We start from the raw sequence: 15,424 nt of genomic DNA, 5'->3' as shown, positions 1-15,424 counted from the left end.
GCACTTTCTTTATATTGTTTCGGCTTTGGAAAACGATGTTTTATCTTCCCTTGATGTAACTTTTCATGACATTCTTCATGTACAGTTACAAGATTTTCTGCCATATCAGAGCCACCATTGCATCGTTCAATGATATGATGCGTATGCAAAATGCCACCTTTTTTCTTGCAAATTTGACACGTATAGTTATCTCTCGCAAATACGTAATATCTTGTATTCCAAAAGCCAAAGGCATCTCCTTGTCGATATTCGATCCCTTGTATATCGGGGTTTTTCAGCTTTTGTGCATCAAATTTTCCTACTTCAACAATCACTTTTGGAGATGGTAATAATGAGCGAAATGTTTCAATCCAATGAATTTGGTTATCCACTCTGCTTTGAATCGATGGTGGTAACCATCCTTCTTTCTTTTTTCGGTTGAGAAAACGTGCTTTTCGATATCTTGTTTTTCGTTGTCTTCTCCCTCTGCGTAATGTAGCTCTTAGTATAAGATTTTCTTTGACATCTTGACGCAGCTGGATGGTTCCTTTTGCTAGCACTTTATCTGCAGTAGTAATCGCAATACCAATATACTTCGCTCCGCTATCAACGCCAATTGCAACGGATTGCACCGTTTCACCAGTGGCGTATAGGAGTTGAATCGTAAATGGTGTGTACGTCACAATTTTTGCTTTTCCTTGTTTGAGAAGAAGCCGTGCCTTGCGATTCCTGCAAGGCATAAGCGGTTCTCCTCTTACATTCTTGACAAATACACGCATGTTTTGTCCCTCCTAAGAGTTTGTTTCCCTCCGCCAATGTTTGTAGGTGTTGGCAACTTCTCTTATACAAGAAGGCTTGTGGTTGATCGTTCCTTCCCAATCAGAACTGTTACAGAGCCACCATAGAGCCAAGAACTAGGGAATCATTCTTGGGTATGCAACCTACGAACGGAGTCCACGAAAGACTAAGGCTAGACAACCAGGGCTTTTTACAAGCCCCCACTTCAAAACGTGTTAGCGTTTAAGTGGTGGGTAGTTGACAACTATACATACCTACTATTCAGTAGTTCTCTGTCCCTTTTAAAAATCCTTTAATAAGCATATAATAAATAAAGGAGTCGCTACCAACGACTCCCTATGACTTAGAGGAAATAGACCGCCTGGCGCAAAGGATTCGGTCTATTTTCTTGTTTTTTTACAATACAACGCTACCTTTCTCATTCTTTTTCCTCACTAGATTTTGCCACTAGCACTTTCATACCTTTATTTTCAATTTGTTGAATGGTTTCTTCATTTGCTTCTTCATCTGTTATCAAAAGATCAATTTCTCGAAGCGATTCTCCTTTCACAAAGTACTCTACACCAAGCTTATAATGAGGGGCTAAACAAATATTTCTTCGCGAAATCTCGCTTACAGCCTTACCAAAACTAGCTACTTCCGGTGTTGCTGTACTTATACCATTTATTGAAACTCCTCCACCTGTTGAAAAATAAAGATCAATTGAAAATTGTTGTATGAATTCATACGCTAACGAATCTGTTATATTTCCAGAAGACTTTACTTTCCCACCAACTAAATACGTGTCAATAAATTCATTTTCTTTTAACGTGTCAGCTATTTTCATGGAGTTTGTAACGACTGTAAAATGAGTGTTAGGTAAATATTTTAACATGGTGTAATGAATCGAAGCCCCACCGATAAATACTGAATCCCCCTTTTGAATGAAGGAAGCAGCCGCCTTTGCAATTGCGTTATCATATTTTGATCCTTCTCCATAACGTTTAGATGGTGTTGCAGGCAGAGTTCTAACTTTTGAAGACTCAATTGCCCCTCCATGCGTTCTTTTCAGTAATCCCTTCTCTTCCATAATAGAAAGATCCCTTCTAATGGAATCAATAGACATCTCAAACATTTCAGCGAGATCTTTCGCAATCACTCTTCCTTCTTTCTTAAGTAACTCTAAAATTTTTCCCCTTCTTTCTTCTGTGAACATAATAACCCCTCCTAAAAATAAAATCAGAAAATTCAATCTTTCAATTACCATTATATTCATGTTTATTCTGTTTTACAATATTTTAACTTCATGTTTTTTCATCTTTTATCAAGAATATCTCTGGTCCATCTAACTTTTTTCATGAATATTAAGTATACACATGGATTATTTTCAGAATTTAAATAATTTACAATAAAATAGAGTTATAATGAAATAGACTTTGAATATATGAGGTGTTTGTCTTGAAATTAAAAGAAATTGCAGATCTTTTTTTTAACAAAAAGACTACCGGGAATATGGATATAGAAATTACTGGCCTACAAATGGATTCTCGAAAAATCGAAAAGGGAAATTTGTTTATTTGTGTTCCAGGTATAGAAGGTTTTCTTGCAGATAGGCATCTATTTGCTGAAGAGGCAGTTCAAAATGGCGCTGTAGCATTACTGGTTGAAAAAGATGTAAATGTCAATGTTCCAAAGATATTTGTGAAAGATGCTAGGCGCGCTATGGGCGTTATAGCATCCCATTTTTATCATTATCCTTCTCATGAAATGAATATAATGGGTATTACTGGAACGAACGGCAAGACAACAACTTCTTATTTAATTGAAAAAATTCTAAAAGATTATGGATACCGTACAGGCCTAATGGGAAACAACGGGATAAAAATTGGGGAAAATATGTACCCTACAGACATTAATACACAAGAACCACCAATTTTACAAAAAAACTTAAGGTTAATGAAGAATCAGGAAACCGATTACTGCATTATGGAAGTAACATCACAAGGACTACATATGGGAAGAACTATGGGATGTGATTTTAAAACAGCTGTTTTCACTAACTTAACTCAAGATCACTTAGACTATCATGGAACATTTGAAGATTACAAGCAGACAAAAGGCCTTCTTTTTTCTAGGTTAGGGAATACATTTTCCAGCACAAATAAAAAATTTGCTGTTATAAATATCGATGATCCGGCTGCACCTTATTTTCAAAAAATTACTTCTGCAGAAATTATCACGTATGGAATAGAAAACGAAGCAGATGTTGCCGCTAAAAATATAAAATTAAGTTCAAAAGGAATTGAATTTTTAGCTGCTACTTTTAAAGGAGACATCGAAATAAACATTAAATTAGTAGGGGGATTTAATGTTTATAATGCGTTAGCCGCAATCGCATCTGCATTAATTGAAGGGATTCCATTAGAAGCAATTCGTCAAAGTCTAGCCCATATCAATCATATAAATGGGAGAATGGAAATAGTTAATGAAGGACAAGATTTTCTCTTATTAGTTGATTATGCTCATACGCCTGATGCCTTAAAGAATGTACTTACTACGCTAAACGAGTTTTCTACCGGAAAAATCATTACTGTATTTGGCTGTGGTGGCAATCGAGATACAAATAAAAGACCTATTATGGGACGTATTGCATGCAAATACAGTGATTATGTCTTTATAACTTCTGATAATCCTCGTTCTGAAGATCCCTTCATCATTATGAAAGACATCGAAAAAGGAATGTTAGAATACGATAGTTCCGAATATGAATTAGAAGTTAATCGGGAGAACGCGATAAAAAAAGCAATTCAAATGGCAGCGCCTCATGATATTGTGCTTATAGCTGGTAAAGGTCATGAAACTTATCAAATTTTAAAAGATGAAACGGTGCACTTTGATGATAAAAAAGTAGCACGAAAAGCTCTTTTTGAAATAAAATAATTTCTTTTGTGATCAAGAAATCTATACTAGCATATTAGCCGTAATTAGAATTGTATACTAATTCGCCTACAAAAAAACTTGAGGGAATCCGAACCCTCAAGTTTTAAAATTATCATTGAACAAATATTACGAAGACCAATGAAATTTTATCTACAATCGCTTTCCTCTACTTCCTTTTTCATTACTAACCAATTTTCTTCTCCTAAGAACCATTTTGTTAATAAATACCTTTCTGCGTTGTGTATTTTAAAACCATAGCGCCGATACAGGTGTATGGCAATTTCATTCGTTTGAGACACATAAAGCTTTACTGTACTTTTATTTTCGAATTTTGCTATTTTCATTACTTCGTTTAAAACTTTTCTCCCATATCCTTTACCACGACATCTCTTATTAATTGCCAAAAAGCTTACATATAGTTCATCCTTTTGAGGCCTAGTATAAAGTAGCCTCATCCCTAATCTCCATCTAAGTTTCCTAAAAAAAGGGAAATGCCTATCCTTATTCCCGCTATTAAAGTTCTTTTCGGGAAAATTTGAAGCATTCACTCCAAAAATACCTACAATTCCATTATCACCATCAATCACTGAAAAACGTTTTTCTGTAGTTTGATCGTATGATTCTAAATACATATCAACTTTTTGATTATCATTTGTCCCTAAAATTTTCTTCCATTTTGAGATGAAAGACTCTCTCAAAAGCATAACTTCTTCGTTTTTATCATATTTATCGATTTCTTTAATAATCACCTTCATCCTCCTTTATCGGCATTAGAATTTCTAATTCAAGAATGTCACCACTAATAAAAACTTCATTTGAATATTCTATGGCATATATTAGGAAGTTCTCTTTAGCAACAATAGCAAGTAACTGTTCCTCAAATTCCTCATCCGTTCCTCCATGTATATATAATGATTTATACATCCCCTCTTTAATAACAAAATCTGCGTTACCATCTGTTTTTATACATAAGTGATACGTATCTTCTTCAAAAACATAAAAGATATCATTATCAAATAATAGAATTGGTAACTTCATCTCAAAAACATCTTTTGCAGTTAAATTCTCATCTGTTCTTAATGTAATAAATTTTTTCAAATGGATATTTTCCACATGCTTTGTAGAATCTATCTTTTCTTTTGTCAAGTTATACATATGGTATTCTATAGATTTTTGAATTTCAGTTAACCTTTTGATTTCATCAATAATTTCATTCGATTTTCCCTTTAATAGATTCAGGTATTCACTTTTTTGGTAAGTTGTAAATATATCCTTAATTTGAGCTACTGAAAGATTTAAATTTCGTAACATTAGTATTTGGGCAAGTTGATAAATTTCTTTAAGAGCATATTTTCTGTACTTATTTTTATCAACATAGGACGGAAACAATAGCCCTTTTTCTTCGTAATATCTTATTTGATGATGACTAATGTCAAAAATTCTAGCCAATTGATTTATTGTAATTGTTCCTTTCATGCTATCCCCCTTTTCTATTCCAAATATAAACTATAGGGTTAACCTAATGTCAAAATAAAAAATCCTTTTTCTGTTTACACAAATATATGTAAATAAACAACATCTCTGATTTACGAGAATAATAGATTTTCTAAGTGGAAATCGTTATGATGTAAGAAAAAAGAAAGTGAGCGGAAAATGAATAAAAAAATCGCGATTATTACAGGTGCATCCAGTGGATTCGGACTTCTAACTACCCTTGAACTTGCCAAAAAAGATTATTTAGTCATCGCTACAATGCGGAATCTCGATAAACAAGCCGAATTATTGTCTCAAGTCGCTGGATTACACTTACAACAAAATATTAAAATTCATCAGCTAGATGTAACGGATCCGGAATCTATACATGCATTCCAGTTATTTTTGAAAGAATTAAACCGAATTGACCTTCTCATCAATAACGCTGGATTTGCAAGTGGTGGATTTATAGAGGAAATTCCAATAGAAGAATACCACAAACAATTTGAAACGAATGTATTTGGAGCTATATCGATAACTCAAACTATCTTGCCTTATATGCGAAAACGAAAAAGTGGAAAAATCATTAATGTAAGTAGTATTAGTGGACAAGTTGGATTTCCAGGTTTATCCCCTTATGTTTCTTCAAAATATGCATTAGAAGGTTGGAGCGAATCCCTTCGTCTAGAAGTAAAGCCATTTGGAATCGACGTTTCGTTAATCGAACCAGGTTCTTATAATACAAATATTTGGGAAGTCGGAAAAGAGCTTGCAGAAAATTATTCAGAAGCTACCTCTCCCTATAAAGAGTATATGAATAAAATACAGAATCATATTAATAATGGCAGCGATACATTTGGTGATCCAATTGATGTTGCAAAAAAGATTGTAGCGATTGCTGAAGCAAAAAATACAACACTTCGATACCCAATTGGAAAAGGCGTAAAATGGATGATTGTTGCGAAAAAGATTCTTCCGTGGAGATTATGGGAGTTTCTTGTTCTTAGAAGTTTTAAGAAGATGTAGAGTTATATCTTCTTAATCAAATAGAGCTGTTATTGTGTAGAGATAATACAGTTGTTTAATTTTGTTTCTAGAAATGCAGTAACCTTCTATCACATTGACTGATAGAAGGTTATTAAAGTTGTTTAATTTCGGAAGGCGAATCGTCAATTATAGCCCTCTTTTTTCATTTCGCATATTAATTATTAATCATTTTCATTAATAATTCCGTAATATACTAAATCCTCATACTTACTGTCTTTGATGACATGTGCCTTTAAAATACCTTCTTTTTTCATACCTATTTTCTCTAGAACTTTTCCTGAGGCTATGTTAGACGAAAAATATCGTGCAAACACTTTATGTAGTTTCTTTTCTTCAACAGCAAATTGTAAAATCGCCTGTGCTGCCTCTGTCGCATAACCATTTCCCCAATATGGTTCGCCGATCCAATATGCTATTTCACCATGGTTAAAGCGTTGATTGTTCGATAATGCGATGGCTCCAAATACGTCACCCGTTTCCTTGTCTGTTACCGCAAATTCATATGATTTATCCGCTATAAAATTATCGTAATGGTTTTTCATCCACGATAATGCATCATCTAAACTATACGGATAAGGCAAGTACAATGTACTTTTATAAATATTATAATTATTGCAAAGCGTCGCAACCGCTTCTGCATCGGATCTATGAAATAATCTAAGAATAAGCCTTTTTGTTGTAATCATTAATTTTTCGTGTTCATATCGCATACAATCGTCTCCTTTTATCTATAATATTTAAATCCTTCCCTTTTCTTAACTGTACAAATATCAAAATATTCTTATTTTTTATAATATAAAAATAAATAAAACACGGCATAAAATTTGTATTTTATACCGCGTTTGAAAAATAACTATTTTATTTTTCAAACAACCTTATTATTCTGAAACAGTTATTATAGCTTGGAAATGAAGTTTCATTAAAAACATCTCACAAAACCATACTTCTCAATAACTAAAATCTCATTAATAGTATCTATCAATTATTTAGAGGCATGAAATTTTAAAATTCAACGCACTTCATCCCTTTAAATCAATGTTTAATAATTCTCTTTCCATAATAAGATAAAACCTTAATCATTGTGGTTTTATCACCTAATCATTATGAGCTCTCACCAATAAAACCTTTACCGTATCATTGCTTTACTGAAACTTGAATCGTCCTACCTGCAAATAAGGTGAAAAACTAAAATAAATAAATTACTACACTACATGTAATCATTAAACTTATAACCCCTATAAAAGATATTACATATTCCTTTGATTCTTTATCAAATTTCCATTCCATAAATGTCCGAAACATATGTAAAACAATAAAAAACGCAAACATGAAATAACCCAAATTTATATAATTCATAGTAGCAATCAAAACGAAACTAGTAATTAAATAAATAATTGTAATAATAATTTCTCCCCACTTATGAATAGCATTTACAGGTTTATATATAAATCTATTTTTATTAGGTATATGTAATTTTTTTCTTAGCAATTTCTCCAAAAGAAAAAACGAAACGATAATAATTACAATTAATATTATAAATTTCCACAATATAAAATAGCCCTCCTCTAAAATATCCAATCCCTCAGTTTCAATTGATTAGGAATATACTTTTTGAGTAAGTAAATGCGCTACACTATCTCCCTTTTGTTCTATCAAAGGAACAATTCCCTCTGGATAAGTCGGTTTATCTTTTAACTCTTGTATACTTTTCCATACCAAAATAATATTTGTATGCTCTTTATGGTATAGTACATTATTTGTAAGGTTTATAGGTTTACACCAATGAAAAAACGTACATTGATGATTCAATTCTCCATCAACTTCAAATATATGCTCATTTACAATTGCTAATTCTTCTACTCGAACTTGTAAATCATATTCCTCAAGTAACTCCCGAATAATTGCTTCACGTGCTGTCTCACCGAACTCAATCGATCCACCTGGAAAACGATAAAATGTTTCTTGATCGTCACACTGAACGAGAGCTTTGGAATGATCCTCGTTTATGATAATAGCCTCCGCCCGTAATAAAGGTCGCTTCATTTCCTACCTCCTATTTGAAGATCGCATTTTCTCTGGTTGATCACTCGGGTAAGTAGCATAAGCACGATTTTCATAATCCCAGCTAATTATTGTCGCACTATCTCGTCCAAGCTGATGATGAACGTGCTCTAGTACATTTTGAACACATTTTGTTAATTTTGGTTTATTTTCATACATATCTTGATACAAATGGAATGGATTTTCATAACGACGTTCTCCGCATTCTAGTACACCATCTGTTATCATTACAATTCTACTTTTCCCCATACGCAGTTCTCGAATACCAGATGAATAACAAGGAACTGGTAAAGAAAATGTATTTACATGTCCAATCCATTCATAAAAATGACGTTGATTCAACATATACTGCCCTAGTTTATGTAACTCTTCATGAAATACATAAACAAGACAATCCCCTATAGAAAACCACCAAATATAATTTTCTTTTCTTACACATATTAAGCAAGCTGTTTCACCCTTTACTTGTTGACACGCCTGTTTGAATGAATTGGATTGAAAAATTGTAAGTATGTGATTTTCGATAGAACGAAATACTGTTTCAATAGGTTCTTCTAGTAAAACCTTTATATTTTCAGATTCATTTTGTATTGTATGTATTACCAAAGCTACACTTTCCGCACTATGGTGGCTATCTAATATAATTGCAAATTCCCAATTACCATTTGACCAAACGAAAGCACCATCTTCATTCTTCTTTGCACCTGCACTTATATTGCCGCCATATCTTCCAAGTACTATATCACCATATTGCTTAACTGAAATTTCCCCTAAACACATTTCCTCATTACCAACCCATGAATATTGTGTATTACTTGTTATATGCATATTCATTTACCATATACGTTTGAATTCTTTGACATAATTTTTGTATTTGTTCTGCTTGTCCATGAGGTGCACCTTCCCAGTTCGCAACCTTAGTTGGTGACCAAAATTCCTTCGGGGTATTTGGATAACGCGGAATAATATGCATGTGCATATGAGTGGCTCCATTGCCAGAAACAAAAGCGTAAATATGTTCTGCACCCTCACATTCTTTAAGTGCCCGGCTTACTCTACTCGTAATTAAGCCAAAAGCTTTCGCCTCTTCTTCTGTTAATTCGGCCAGCCCAGGCGTATGTCTTTTTATATCAATCATTACATATCCAAGATACGTTTCTTCTTCTTCCCAGTAAACATGTCCCACATATACGAGATCATCTTCAAAAATCACTCCACCTGGTACTTTAAAATCCCCTTTATGTTTCTGACATATAAAACAGCTTTCTTCAGATTGACTTTGTGTAGCCATTTCCATCCCCCTAATTCCTTAAATTTACAGTTTATAATAACATAAAAAACAAATGATTAGTAAGAGTTTTCGGAAATCATCAAATATTACTTTACTGTTCACACAAAAAAACATCTCTACATCATNNATGATGTAGAGATGTTTTTTATTCTAATCTTCTCGTTTTTTATAAATTCTGCATGAATTTTGATATATTATTTTATTAATTTACACAACCTAAAATTCCAACGATCTCACTTGCCTTTGTATTATTAATATAGTAATACATTTCTAATCCTTTTCGTTCAGACCTTAATACTTTCCCTTTCATTTTTGATAAATGTTGAGAAACAGTTGATTGTGGAATATCTAAAATCTCAGTTAACTGTGATACATTACATGTTTTTCGACTTTTTAATTCATTAACAATTTGTAAACGTACTGGATGCGCCATAACTTTTAAAATATCTACATCTTCTTCCGTTATTAAAGTTTTGTTCATTTCACTTGCCATTGCCATGAGAATCTCTCCTTTTCATACCCTATTTATTTATTTTGTCTATAAAAAGCATTTCTATAAAGATAATGCCATCCCACAATTTCTTCGTTATTTCATATAAAAATATTCAAATATAAAATCTATCTCGTATTTGCTACCCCTATAATACACTTTCAATTTGTATTTCATATGAAGTTCATTTAAAGTTATAATGAAATTTTTTGTGAAAAAGAGAGCATTGAAGTAAAATGAAACTTTAATCAGTGGGGTTTTCTGCCTCCCCACTGATTATCAGTTCTCACCAATTGTGCTTTCCCTGAATTTTGAGATGGAAGCCTTACTACCCACAAATAGCGGGATAAAATTCCAGCATAAATATGTTTTGTCATATTATATTCAATTCAAAATTTCATTCCGGTAACTACCTTCATATAATGAATGCTTTTTTATTCTCTTCTTTTTCGATGAAAACCTTGTGTAATTCGATCTAATATAATCGCAATCACTACGATAGCTAGTCCAGCCTCAAATCCCATTCCAATATTCACTTGCGTAACTGAACGATACACATCGACCCCAAGTCCTGGAGCACCTACAAGTGAAGCTGTAACAACCATTGATAAAGATAACATAATGCTTTGGTTTACACCGGCCATTATTGTTCCTGTTGCAAGTGGTAATTGGACTTTAAATAGTTTTTGCGATGCGGTAGAACCAAATGCATTTGCTGCTTCAATTAAATCTTCAGGTACTTGTCTAATTCCTAAGTCTGTAAAGCGAATTGTTGGTGGCATCGCAAAAATTACAGATGCAATAATTCCTGGCACGACACCTACTCCAAAGAATGTAATCGCCGGAATTAAATACACAAACGCTGGCATTGTTTGCATAAAGTCTAATGTTGGTTTTAAAATTTTTGAAAACCGTTCATTTTGTGATGCTAAAATACCGATTGGAATCCCGACAATAATGGAAATGATAACCGACGTAAGAACAAGCGCTAATGTTTGCATCGTTTGTCCCCAGTAGTGAATGTTTAAAATGAATAATAAACCGATTAACGCAAAAACCACTAAAGATATTTTCCGCGTTGTATACCAAATGAGAAAACATACAATGATGATCATTAAAAATGCTGGAATCAATGTTAAGAAGTTTGTAAGTAAATCAACGAAACCACCTATGACGTATGAAAAGCCTCTAAATACCCCTTCAAAATGCGCATATAAACTAGCTACAAACGTATCGACCCATTCACCTAAAGGAATACGCGGAATACTATTCATCGTCATTCACCTCTTCCTCAATATTTCCTGCAAGGGCTTGAATGACACTTTCTCGTTTGATTATGCCTCTTAACCTTTTCTGCTCATCAATAACCGGTAATGGGAGCTTCATCTCTGCCATTTTCGCATATGTCTCTTCAAGTAATGTATCTAAATACACGTGTGGAATATCTTTCAGCAGTAAATCAGCAATCGGCCACTGTTTTTGAACCGCTTTACTTGCGTCATCAGCTGTTAATATCCCTAAAAATTCATGTTTTTTATTTACAACATATACAGTAGACACGCCTGCATTTCTCATAATTTGCAGTGCCACACGTGGTCCACGATCAATTAATAATGTTTCTGGTCTTTTCAAAATAGATTCAGCAGTAATAACTTTTCCTAAATTCACATCCGCAACGAATTTTTCTACGAATTCATTCGCAGGGCTCATCATAATTTCTTCTGGAGTTCCAATTTGTACGATTTCTCCATCTTTCATTAATGCAATACGATCACCAATTCGAAGCGCCTCATCTAAATCATGCGTAATAAAAATAATTGTTTTTTCCATCTTATCTTGCAGCTCTAACAATTCATCCTGCATTTCTTTTCGAATGAGTGGATCTAATGCGCTAAATGACTCGTCCATAAGTAGGACATCCGGGTCATTTGTAAGCGCTCTTGCAATACCGACGCGTTGCTGCATACCGCCGCTTAGCTGCCCTGGATAACTATTTTTATGATGATCTAATCCTACTAATTTGAGTGATTCTAGAGCCTTCGCTTCTCTTTCTTCTACCGGAACCCCCTGTATTTCTAATCCATAGGCAACATTTTGCAAGACAGTACGATGTGGGAATAGCGCAAACTTTTGAAAAACCATACTCATTTTCGTTCTTCTAACTTTCCTAAGCGCCTCTTTCCCCATCGTTGCGATGTCTTCTCCATCTATGTATATATGACCTGCTGTTGGTTTTATTAATTGGTTTAACATCCGAACTAGAGTCGACTTCCCACTTCCTGACAATCCCATAATTACAAATATTTCTCCCGTATATACTTCAAACGTTGCCTTTTTCACCCCAACGTTCATCCCTGTTTCTTTCAATATTTCTGATTTACTTTTTCCTTCTTTTAATAACGCAACTGCTCTTTGAGGATTTTTTCCAAATACTTTTGTTACGTTTTCAACACGAACTTTTGTATTTTCCATATAACGACTCCTTTTCTGCCCATCTATTCACATAGTGTAGCGATTTTAAACAGAAATATTACATAGAAATTACTCCTATAAGATTTTTTTAAAATCTTCGTTTCCGTTCATAATAAGAAGGTTCGCATATAGATTTAGCAATGCTATACAAAATGAAATACACACATTCCGATAAAAAGAAATTTTCTATTTATGAAACGGGAGGCTTTCAATGAAACGAAAAATATGGCTTATATGCATTTTGTTATTCATCGGTATGATTATTACCTCTTGTAATGCAACAAATGCAAATATAAAAGGAAAAATTAAACTTGGTGTAACAAGTTGGAAGGAAAATATTGCGGCTGCAAATATGTGGAAAATTTTATTAGAACAAAAAGGCTACAAAGTTGAACTCATGTATTTAGAAAAAGCTGCGATTTGGACCGGTGTTGCTCGCGGCGATGTAGATGCAAACTTAGAAGTATGGCTCCCTGTTACTGATAAACCATTAAATGATCGGTATAAAAATGACATTGTTTTAAAATCAAAATGGTATGAAGGAACTGGGCTAGGCTTAATCGTCCCTTCTTATATGAAGGACATTAACAGTATCGAGGATTTAAATGCCCATAAAGATGAATTAAATAATAAAATTGTCGGTATTGAACCTGGTAGCAGCCTTATGAATTTAACCGATAAAGCAATGAAAGAATATGATATAAAGCTGAAACTTGTCCAATCTTCAGAAGCAGCAATGATGAGTGAGCTAAAAAAAGCATATACGCAAAAGAAACCAATCGTTGTAACGCTTTGGAATCCACACTGGGGCTTTTCAGAATTTGACCTAAAATATTTAAAGGACCCTAAGAAAGTATATGGGGAAAAAGACGACATTTATTACTCTGTGCGAAAAGGTTTCGAAAAAGATTATCCGGAAATTGTGAAATATTTTGATAGATGGAAAATGAATGATGAACAGCTTGGTACATTAATGGTAATGTTAAATAAAACGAAGGATCCTGAAGATGCTGCGCGAAAATGGATTAAAAAGAATCAGGCATTAGTGGATGGGTGGATAAAGGATTAATTTACTACTCAAAAATAGGGCAGAGAATATAACATTCTCTGCCCTATTTCACATTATTTTTTGTCAATTACAGCATCAACAATACCATACACTTTTGCTTCTTCTGCTGTCATAAAATAATCTCTTTCCGTATCCTGTGCTACCTTTTCAATCGGTTGCCCTGTTCGATCCGATATGATTTTGTTAATATCCTGTTTTAACTTTAATATTCGTTTCGCTGTTATTTCAATCTCCGTCGCTTGCCCTTTTGCTCCGCCAAGCGGCTGATGAATCATAATTTCACTATTTGGAAGCGCAAATCTTTTTCCTTTTGCCCCGCCGAGCAACAAGAGTGCTCCAAATGACGCTGCGAACCCCATACAAAGCGTTTGAACATCTGGCTTAATCAAATTCATTGTATCTAATATCGCAAATCCCGCTGTAGTTGAACCGCCTGGGCTATTGATATAGAGAAAGATATCTTTTTCCGCATCTTCTGCTTCTAAAAATAATAATTGCGCCACCACACTACTTGCCACTTGATCATTAATTTCTGATCCAATCATTATGATGCGATCTTTTAACAACCTTGAATATATATCATAGGAGCGTTCTCCTAACTTTGTTTGTTCTACAACATAAGGAATTGCATTCATGAAAATCCCTCCATCTACTTTTTAAGCCGCGCATAACATGTAATCGCAAGAAGAGGGTTTTTTCATATTGAATAATAGCACGGGCTGCTTTGATGATAGATGTGTAAAATGAATAGTTGGAAGAAGTTTTGTTAACAATTCTGGTTTTTGTTCACTAATCGCTGTTACAACTACCTCAATATCATCCTCCTGCCCAACCAATTCAATCTCCTCTTCTTCACTTACCGTTTTCAATCTGTTTCTACTACGAAACAATGAAGCCTTAACTGCACCTTCTGATATTGAGCATAATTTTGCAATATCAGATAAGCTGTACTGAAAAACATCCTTTAATAAAAAAATGATGGATTGTTGTACAGTAAGTGAAGATAATACTCTTCCCCCCATCGCATGCAAATCAGCAATGTTTTCATGCGGTTCTTCACATGTAATTTGCTGCTTTAATTTCTCTTGAACCGATTTCGCTTTCATCTGATCCAACCATTGATTTCGAGCAATTTTATATAGAAGCGTAATACAAACCTCTTTATGTTCTGCACCTATATATTTTTGAAGTACTTTGCAAACAGTTTCTTGAGCCAGGTCTTCACCGTCCCATTTGTTTTTTGTTAAAAACGTACAGTACCTTTTTAACTCTGCATAATTTTCAATTAAAAAGTTTATATTTGAATGATTCATATCGATATGATTTTTGAAGAATTGCGTTACTTTTGTGCACAAAATAACCACTCCTTTTCAGCGCTTACTTAATTAACGATTGAACAGATCAAAAAGTTACGGGGCTAATGAAAAAATTTTTAATGTTTATGTTTGTGAATGTGCGGTCATAAATATGTTATGTAGAATTTTACACGAGGAGGCAAAAGCATGCCAAAATTAACCGTTATAGGCAATGGTACATTTGATGTGAAAGAAGGAACAAAATTAGTGTTGGCACTTGAAGATAATGGCGTTCAAATCCTTCATCGTTGCGGCGGGAAAGCTCGATGCACGACTTGTAGAGTTGAAATAATAGCAGGCGATTTTTGTGAACCTACCCGCGACGAGAAAAATGTAATTACGGAAAAAGGCATTGAAGATCATTTACGATTGTCATGCCAGATGCGAGTACATACAGATTTAACCGTTCGTCCAGTATTAACAGTCGAAAATTCAGGTTTAGACGCTGGACCCCGTCCCGCAGAATAACT

At 33.9% G+C, this 15,424-nt stretch carries 18 protein-coding genes; 4 read left to right on the top strand and 14 right to left on the bottom strand.

Annotated elements, in window-relative coordinates; genetic code table 11:
• Positions 1-758, bottom strand: a 758-nt coding sequence (gene iscB, locus COO03_RS17190; protein WP_179863016.1) for an RNA-guided endonuclease IscB, incomplete at its 3' end; no start/stop codon positions are given.
• Between the two features lie 437 nt (positions 759-1,195).
• Complete coding sequence (locus COO03_RS17185; protein ID WP_097898321.1) at positions 1,196-1,972, bottom strand: DeoR/GlpR family DNA-binding transcription regulator; 777 nt, start codon at positions 1,970-1,972, stop codon at positions 1,196-1,198.
• A 242-nt stretch (positions 1,973-2,214) separates the two neighbouring features.
• On the opposite strand from COO03_RS17185, the gene COO03_RS17180 reads away from it, so the two are divergent.
• Positions 2,215-3,696, top strand: a complete 1,482-nt coding sequence (locus COO03_RS17180) for a UDP-N-acetylmuramoyl-L-alanyl-D-glutamate--2,6-diaminopimelate ligase (protein WP_097898320.1) — start codon at positions 2,215-2,217, stop codon at positions 3,694-3,696.
• Positions 3,697-3,842: 146 nt separating this feature from the next.
• Here COO03_RS17180 and COO03_RS17175 read toward each other — a convergent pair whose 3' ends face one another.
• Together COO03_RS17175 and COO03_RS17170 are read right to left on the bottom strand one after the other, a co-directional pair.
• On the bottom strand, positions 3,843-4,445 hold the full coding sequence (locus COO03_RS17175) for a GNAT family N-acetyltransferase (protein ID WP_170958115.1): 603 nt from the start codon (positions 4,443-4,445) through the stop codon (positions 3,843-3,845).
• The gene (locus COO03_RS17170; protein WP_097898318.1) at positions 4,435-5,172 is read right to left on the bottom strand and encodes a helix-turn-helix domain-containing protein; all 738 of its coding nucleotides are present in this window, start codon (positions 5,170-5,172) and stop codon (positions 4,435-4,437) included. The genes COO03_RS17175 and COO03_RS17170 overlap by 11 nt, the downstream gene beginning before the upstream one ends.
• A 177-nt stretch (positions 5,173-5,349) precedes the next feature.
• Here COO03_RS17170 and COO03_RS17165 point away from each other — a divergent pair, with 177 nt between their 5' ends.
• On the top strand, positions 5,350-6,195 hold the full coding sequence (locus tag COO03_RS17165) for an oxidoreductase (RefSeq protein WP_097898317.1): 846 nt from the start codon (positions 5,350-5,352) through the stop codon (positions 6,193-6,195).
• A gap of 182 nt (positions 6,196-6,377) precedes the next feature.
• Here COO03_RS17165 and COO03_RS17160 read toward each other — a convergent pair whose 3' ends face one another.
• The 8 genes from COO03_RS17160 to COO03_RS17125 all read right to left on the bottom strand — a co-directional run bounded on the left by COO03_RS17160 (position 6,378) and on the right by COO03_RS17125 (position 12,530).
• Positions 6,378-6,926 carry a GNAT family N-acetyltransferase gene (locus COO03_RS17160; RefSeq protein WP_097898316.1) on the bottom strand — a complete coding sequence of 183 codons (549 nt, stop codon included), beginning with the start codon at positions 6,924-6,926 and terminating at the stop codon, positions 6,378-6,380.
• 475 nt (positions 6,927-7,401) lie between these two features.
• Complete coding sequence (locus COO03_RS17155) at positions 7,402-7,713, bottom strand: DUF4181 domain-containing protein (RefSeq protein WP_255257300.1); 312 nt, start codon at positions 7,711-7,713, stop codon at positions 7,402-7,404.
• Positions 7,714-7,812: 99 nt separating this feature from the next.
• On the bottom strand, positions 7,813-8,259 hold the full coding sequence (locus COO03_RS17150) for an NUDIX domain-containing protein (protein ID WP_097898315.1): 447 nt from the start codon (positions 8,257-8,259) through the stop codon (positions 7,813-7,815).
• A 3-nt stretch (positions 8,260-8,262) separates the two neighbouring features.
• Positions 8,263-9,111 carry a PP2C family serine/threonine-protein phosphatase gene (locus COO03_RS17145; protein ID WP_097898314.1) on the bottom strand — a complete coding sequence of 283 codons (849 nt, stop codon included), beginning with the start codon at positions 9,109-9,111 and terminating at the stop codon, positions 8,263-8,265.
• Entirely contained in the window at positions 9,089-9,568 is a 480-nt protein-coding gene (locus COO03_RS17140) for an HIT family protein (RefSeq protein ID WP_097898313.1), read from the bottom strand. Before COO03_RS17140 ends, COO03_RS17145 begins: the two co-directional genes overlap by 23 nt.
• Positions 9,569-9,770: 202 nt before the next feature.
• Positions 9,771-10,067, bottom strand: coding sequence for an ArsR/SmtB family transcription factor (locus COO03_RS17135; RefSeq protein WP_097898312.1), 297 nt, complete (start codon positions 10,065-10,067; stop codon positions 9,771-9,773).
• A gap of 425 nt (positions 10,068-10,492) precedes the next feature.
• Positions 10,493-11,332: an ABC transporter permease gene (locus COO03_RS17130; protein ID WP_097898311.1), complete on the bottom strand. Its 840-nt coding sequence runs from the start codon at positions 11,330-11,332 to the stop codon at positions 10,493-10,495.
• Positions 11,325-12,530: a quaternary amine ABC transporter ATP-binding protein gene (locus COO03_RS17125; RefSeq protein ID WP_097898310.1), complete on the bottom strand. Its 1,206-nt coding sequence runs from the start codon at positions 12,528-12,530 to the stop codon at positions 11,325-11,327. The genes COO03_RS17130 and COO03_RS17125 overlap by 8 nt, the downstream gene beginning before the upstream one ends.
• Before the next feature lie 211 nt (positions 12,531-12,741).
• On the opposite strand from COO03_RS17125, the gene COO03_RS17120 reads away from it, so the two are divergent.
• Positions 12,742-13,599 (top strand): glycine betaine ABC transporter substrate-binding protein, encoded by an 858-nt coding sequence (locus COO03_RS17120; protein WP_097898309.1) that lies wholly within the window; start codon positions 12,742-12,744, stop codon positions 13,597-13,599.
• Between the two features lie 53 nt (positions 13,600-13,652).
• Here COO03_RS17120 and clpP read toward each other — a convergent pair whose 3' ends face one another.
• Positions 13,653-14,234, bottom strand: coding sequence for an ATP-dependent Clp endopeptidase proteolytic subunit ClpP (gene clpP, locus COO03_RS17115; protein WP_097898308.1), 582 nt, complete (start codon positions 14,232-14,234; stop codon positions 13,653-13,655).
• A 21-nt stretch (positions 14,235-14,255) separates the two neighbouring features.
• On the bottom strand, positions 14,256-14,954 hold the full coding sequence (locus COO03_RS17110; RefSeq protein WP_097898307.1) for an RNA polymerase subunit sigma-70: 699 nt from the start codon (positions 14,952-14,954) through the stop codon (positions 14,256-14,258).
• Positions 14,955-15,101: 147 nt separating this feature from the next.
• Between COO03_RS17110 and COO03_RS17105 the strand changes: the two genes are divergently transcribed.
• A complete protein-coding gene (locus COO03_RS17105) occupies positions 15,102-15,422 on the top strand; it encodes a 2Fe-2S iron-sulfur cluster-binding protein (protein WP_097898306.1) in 321 nt (106 codons plus the stop codon).
• The last annotated feature ends 2 nt before the right edge of the window (positions 15,423-15,424 follow it).

The sequence above is a fragment of the Bacillus sp. AFS098217 genome (assembly GCF_002551815.1).
Classification (GTDB): Bacteria; Bacillota; Bacilli; order Bacillales; family Bacillaceae_G; genus Bacillus_A.
The sequence above is the reverse complement of the archived record's forward strand: the minus strand, read 5'-3'. Positions and strand labels throughout refer to the sequence as shown.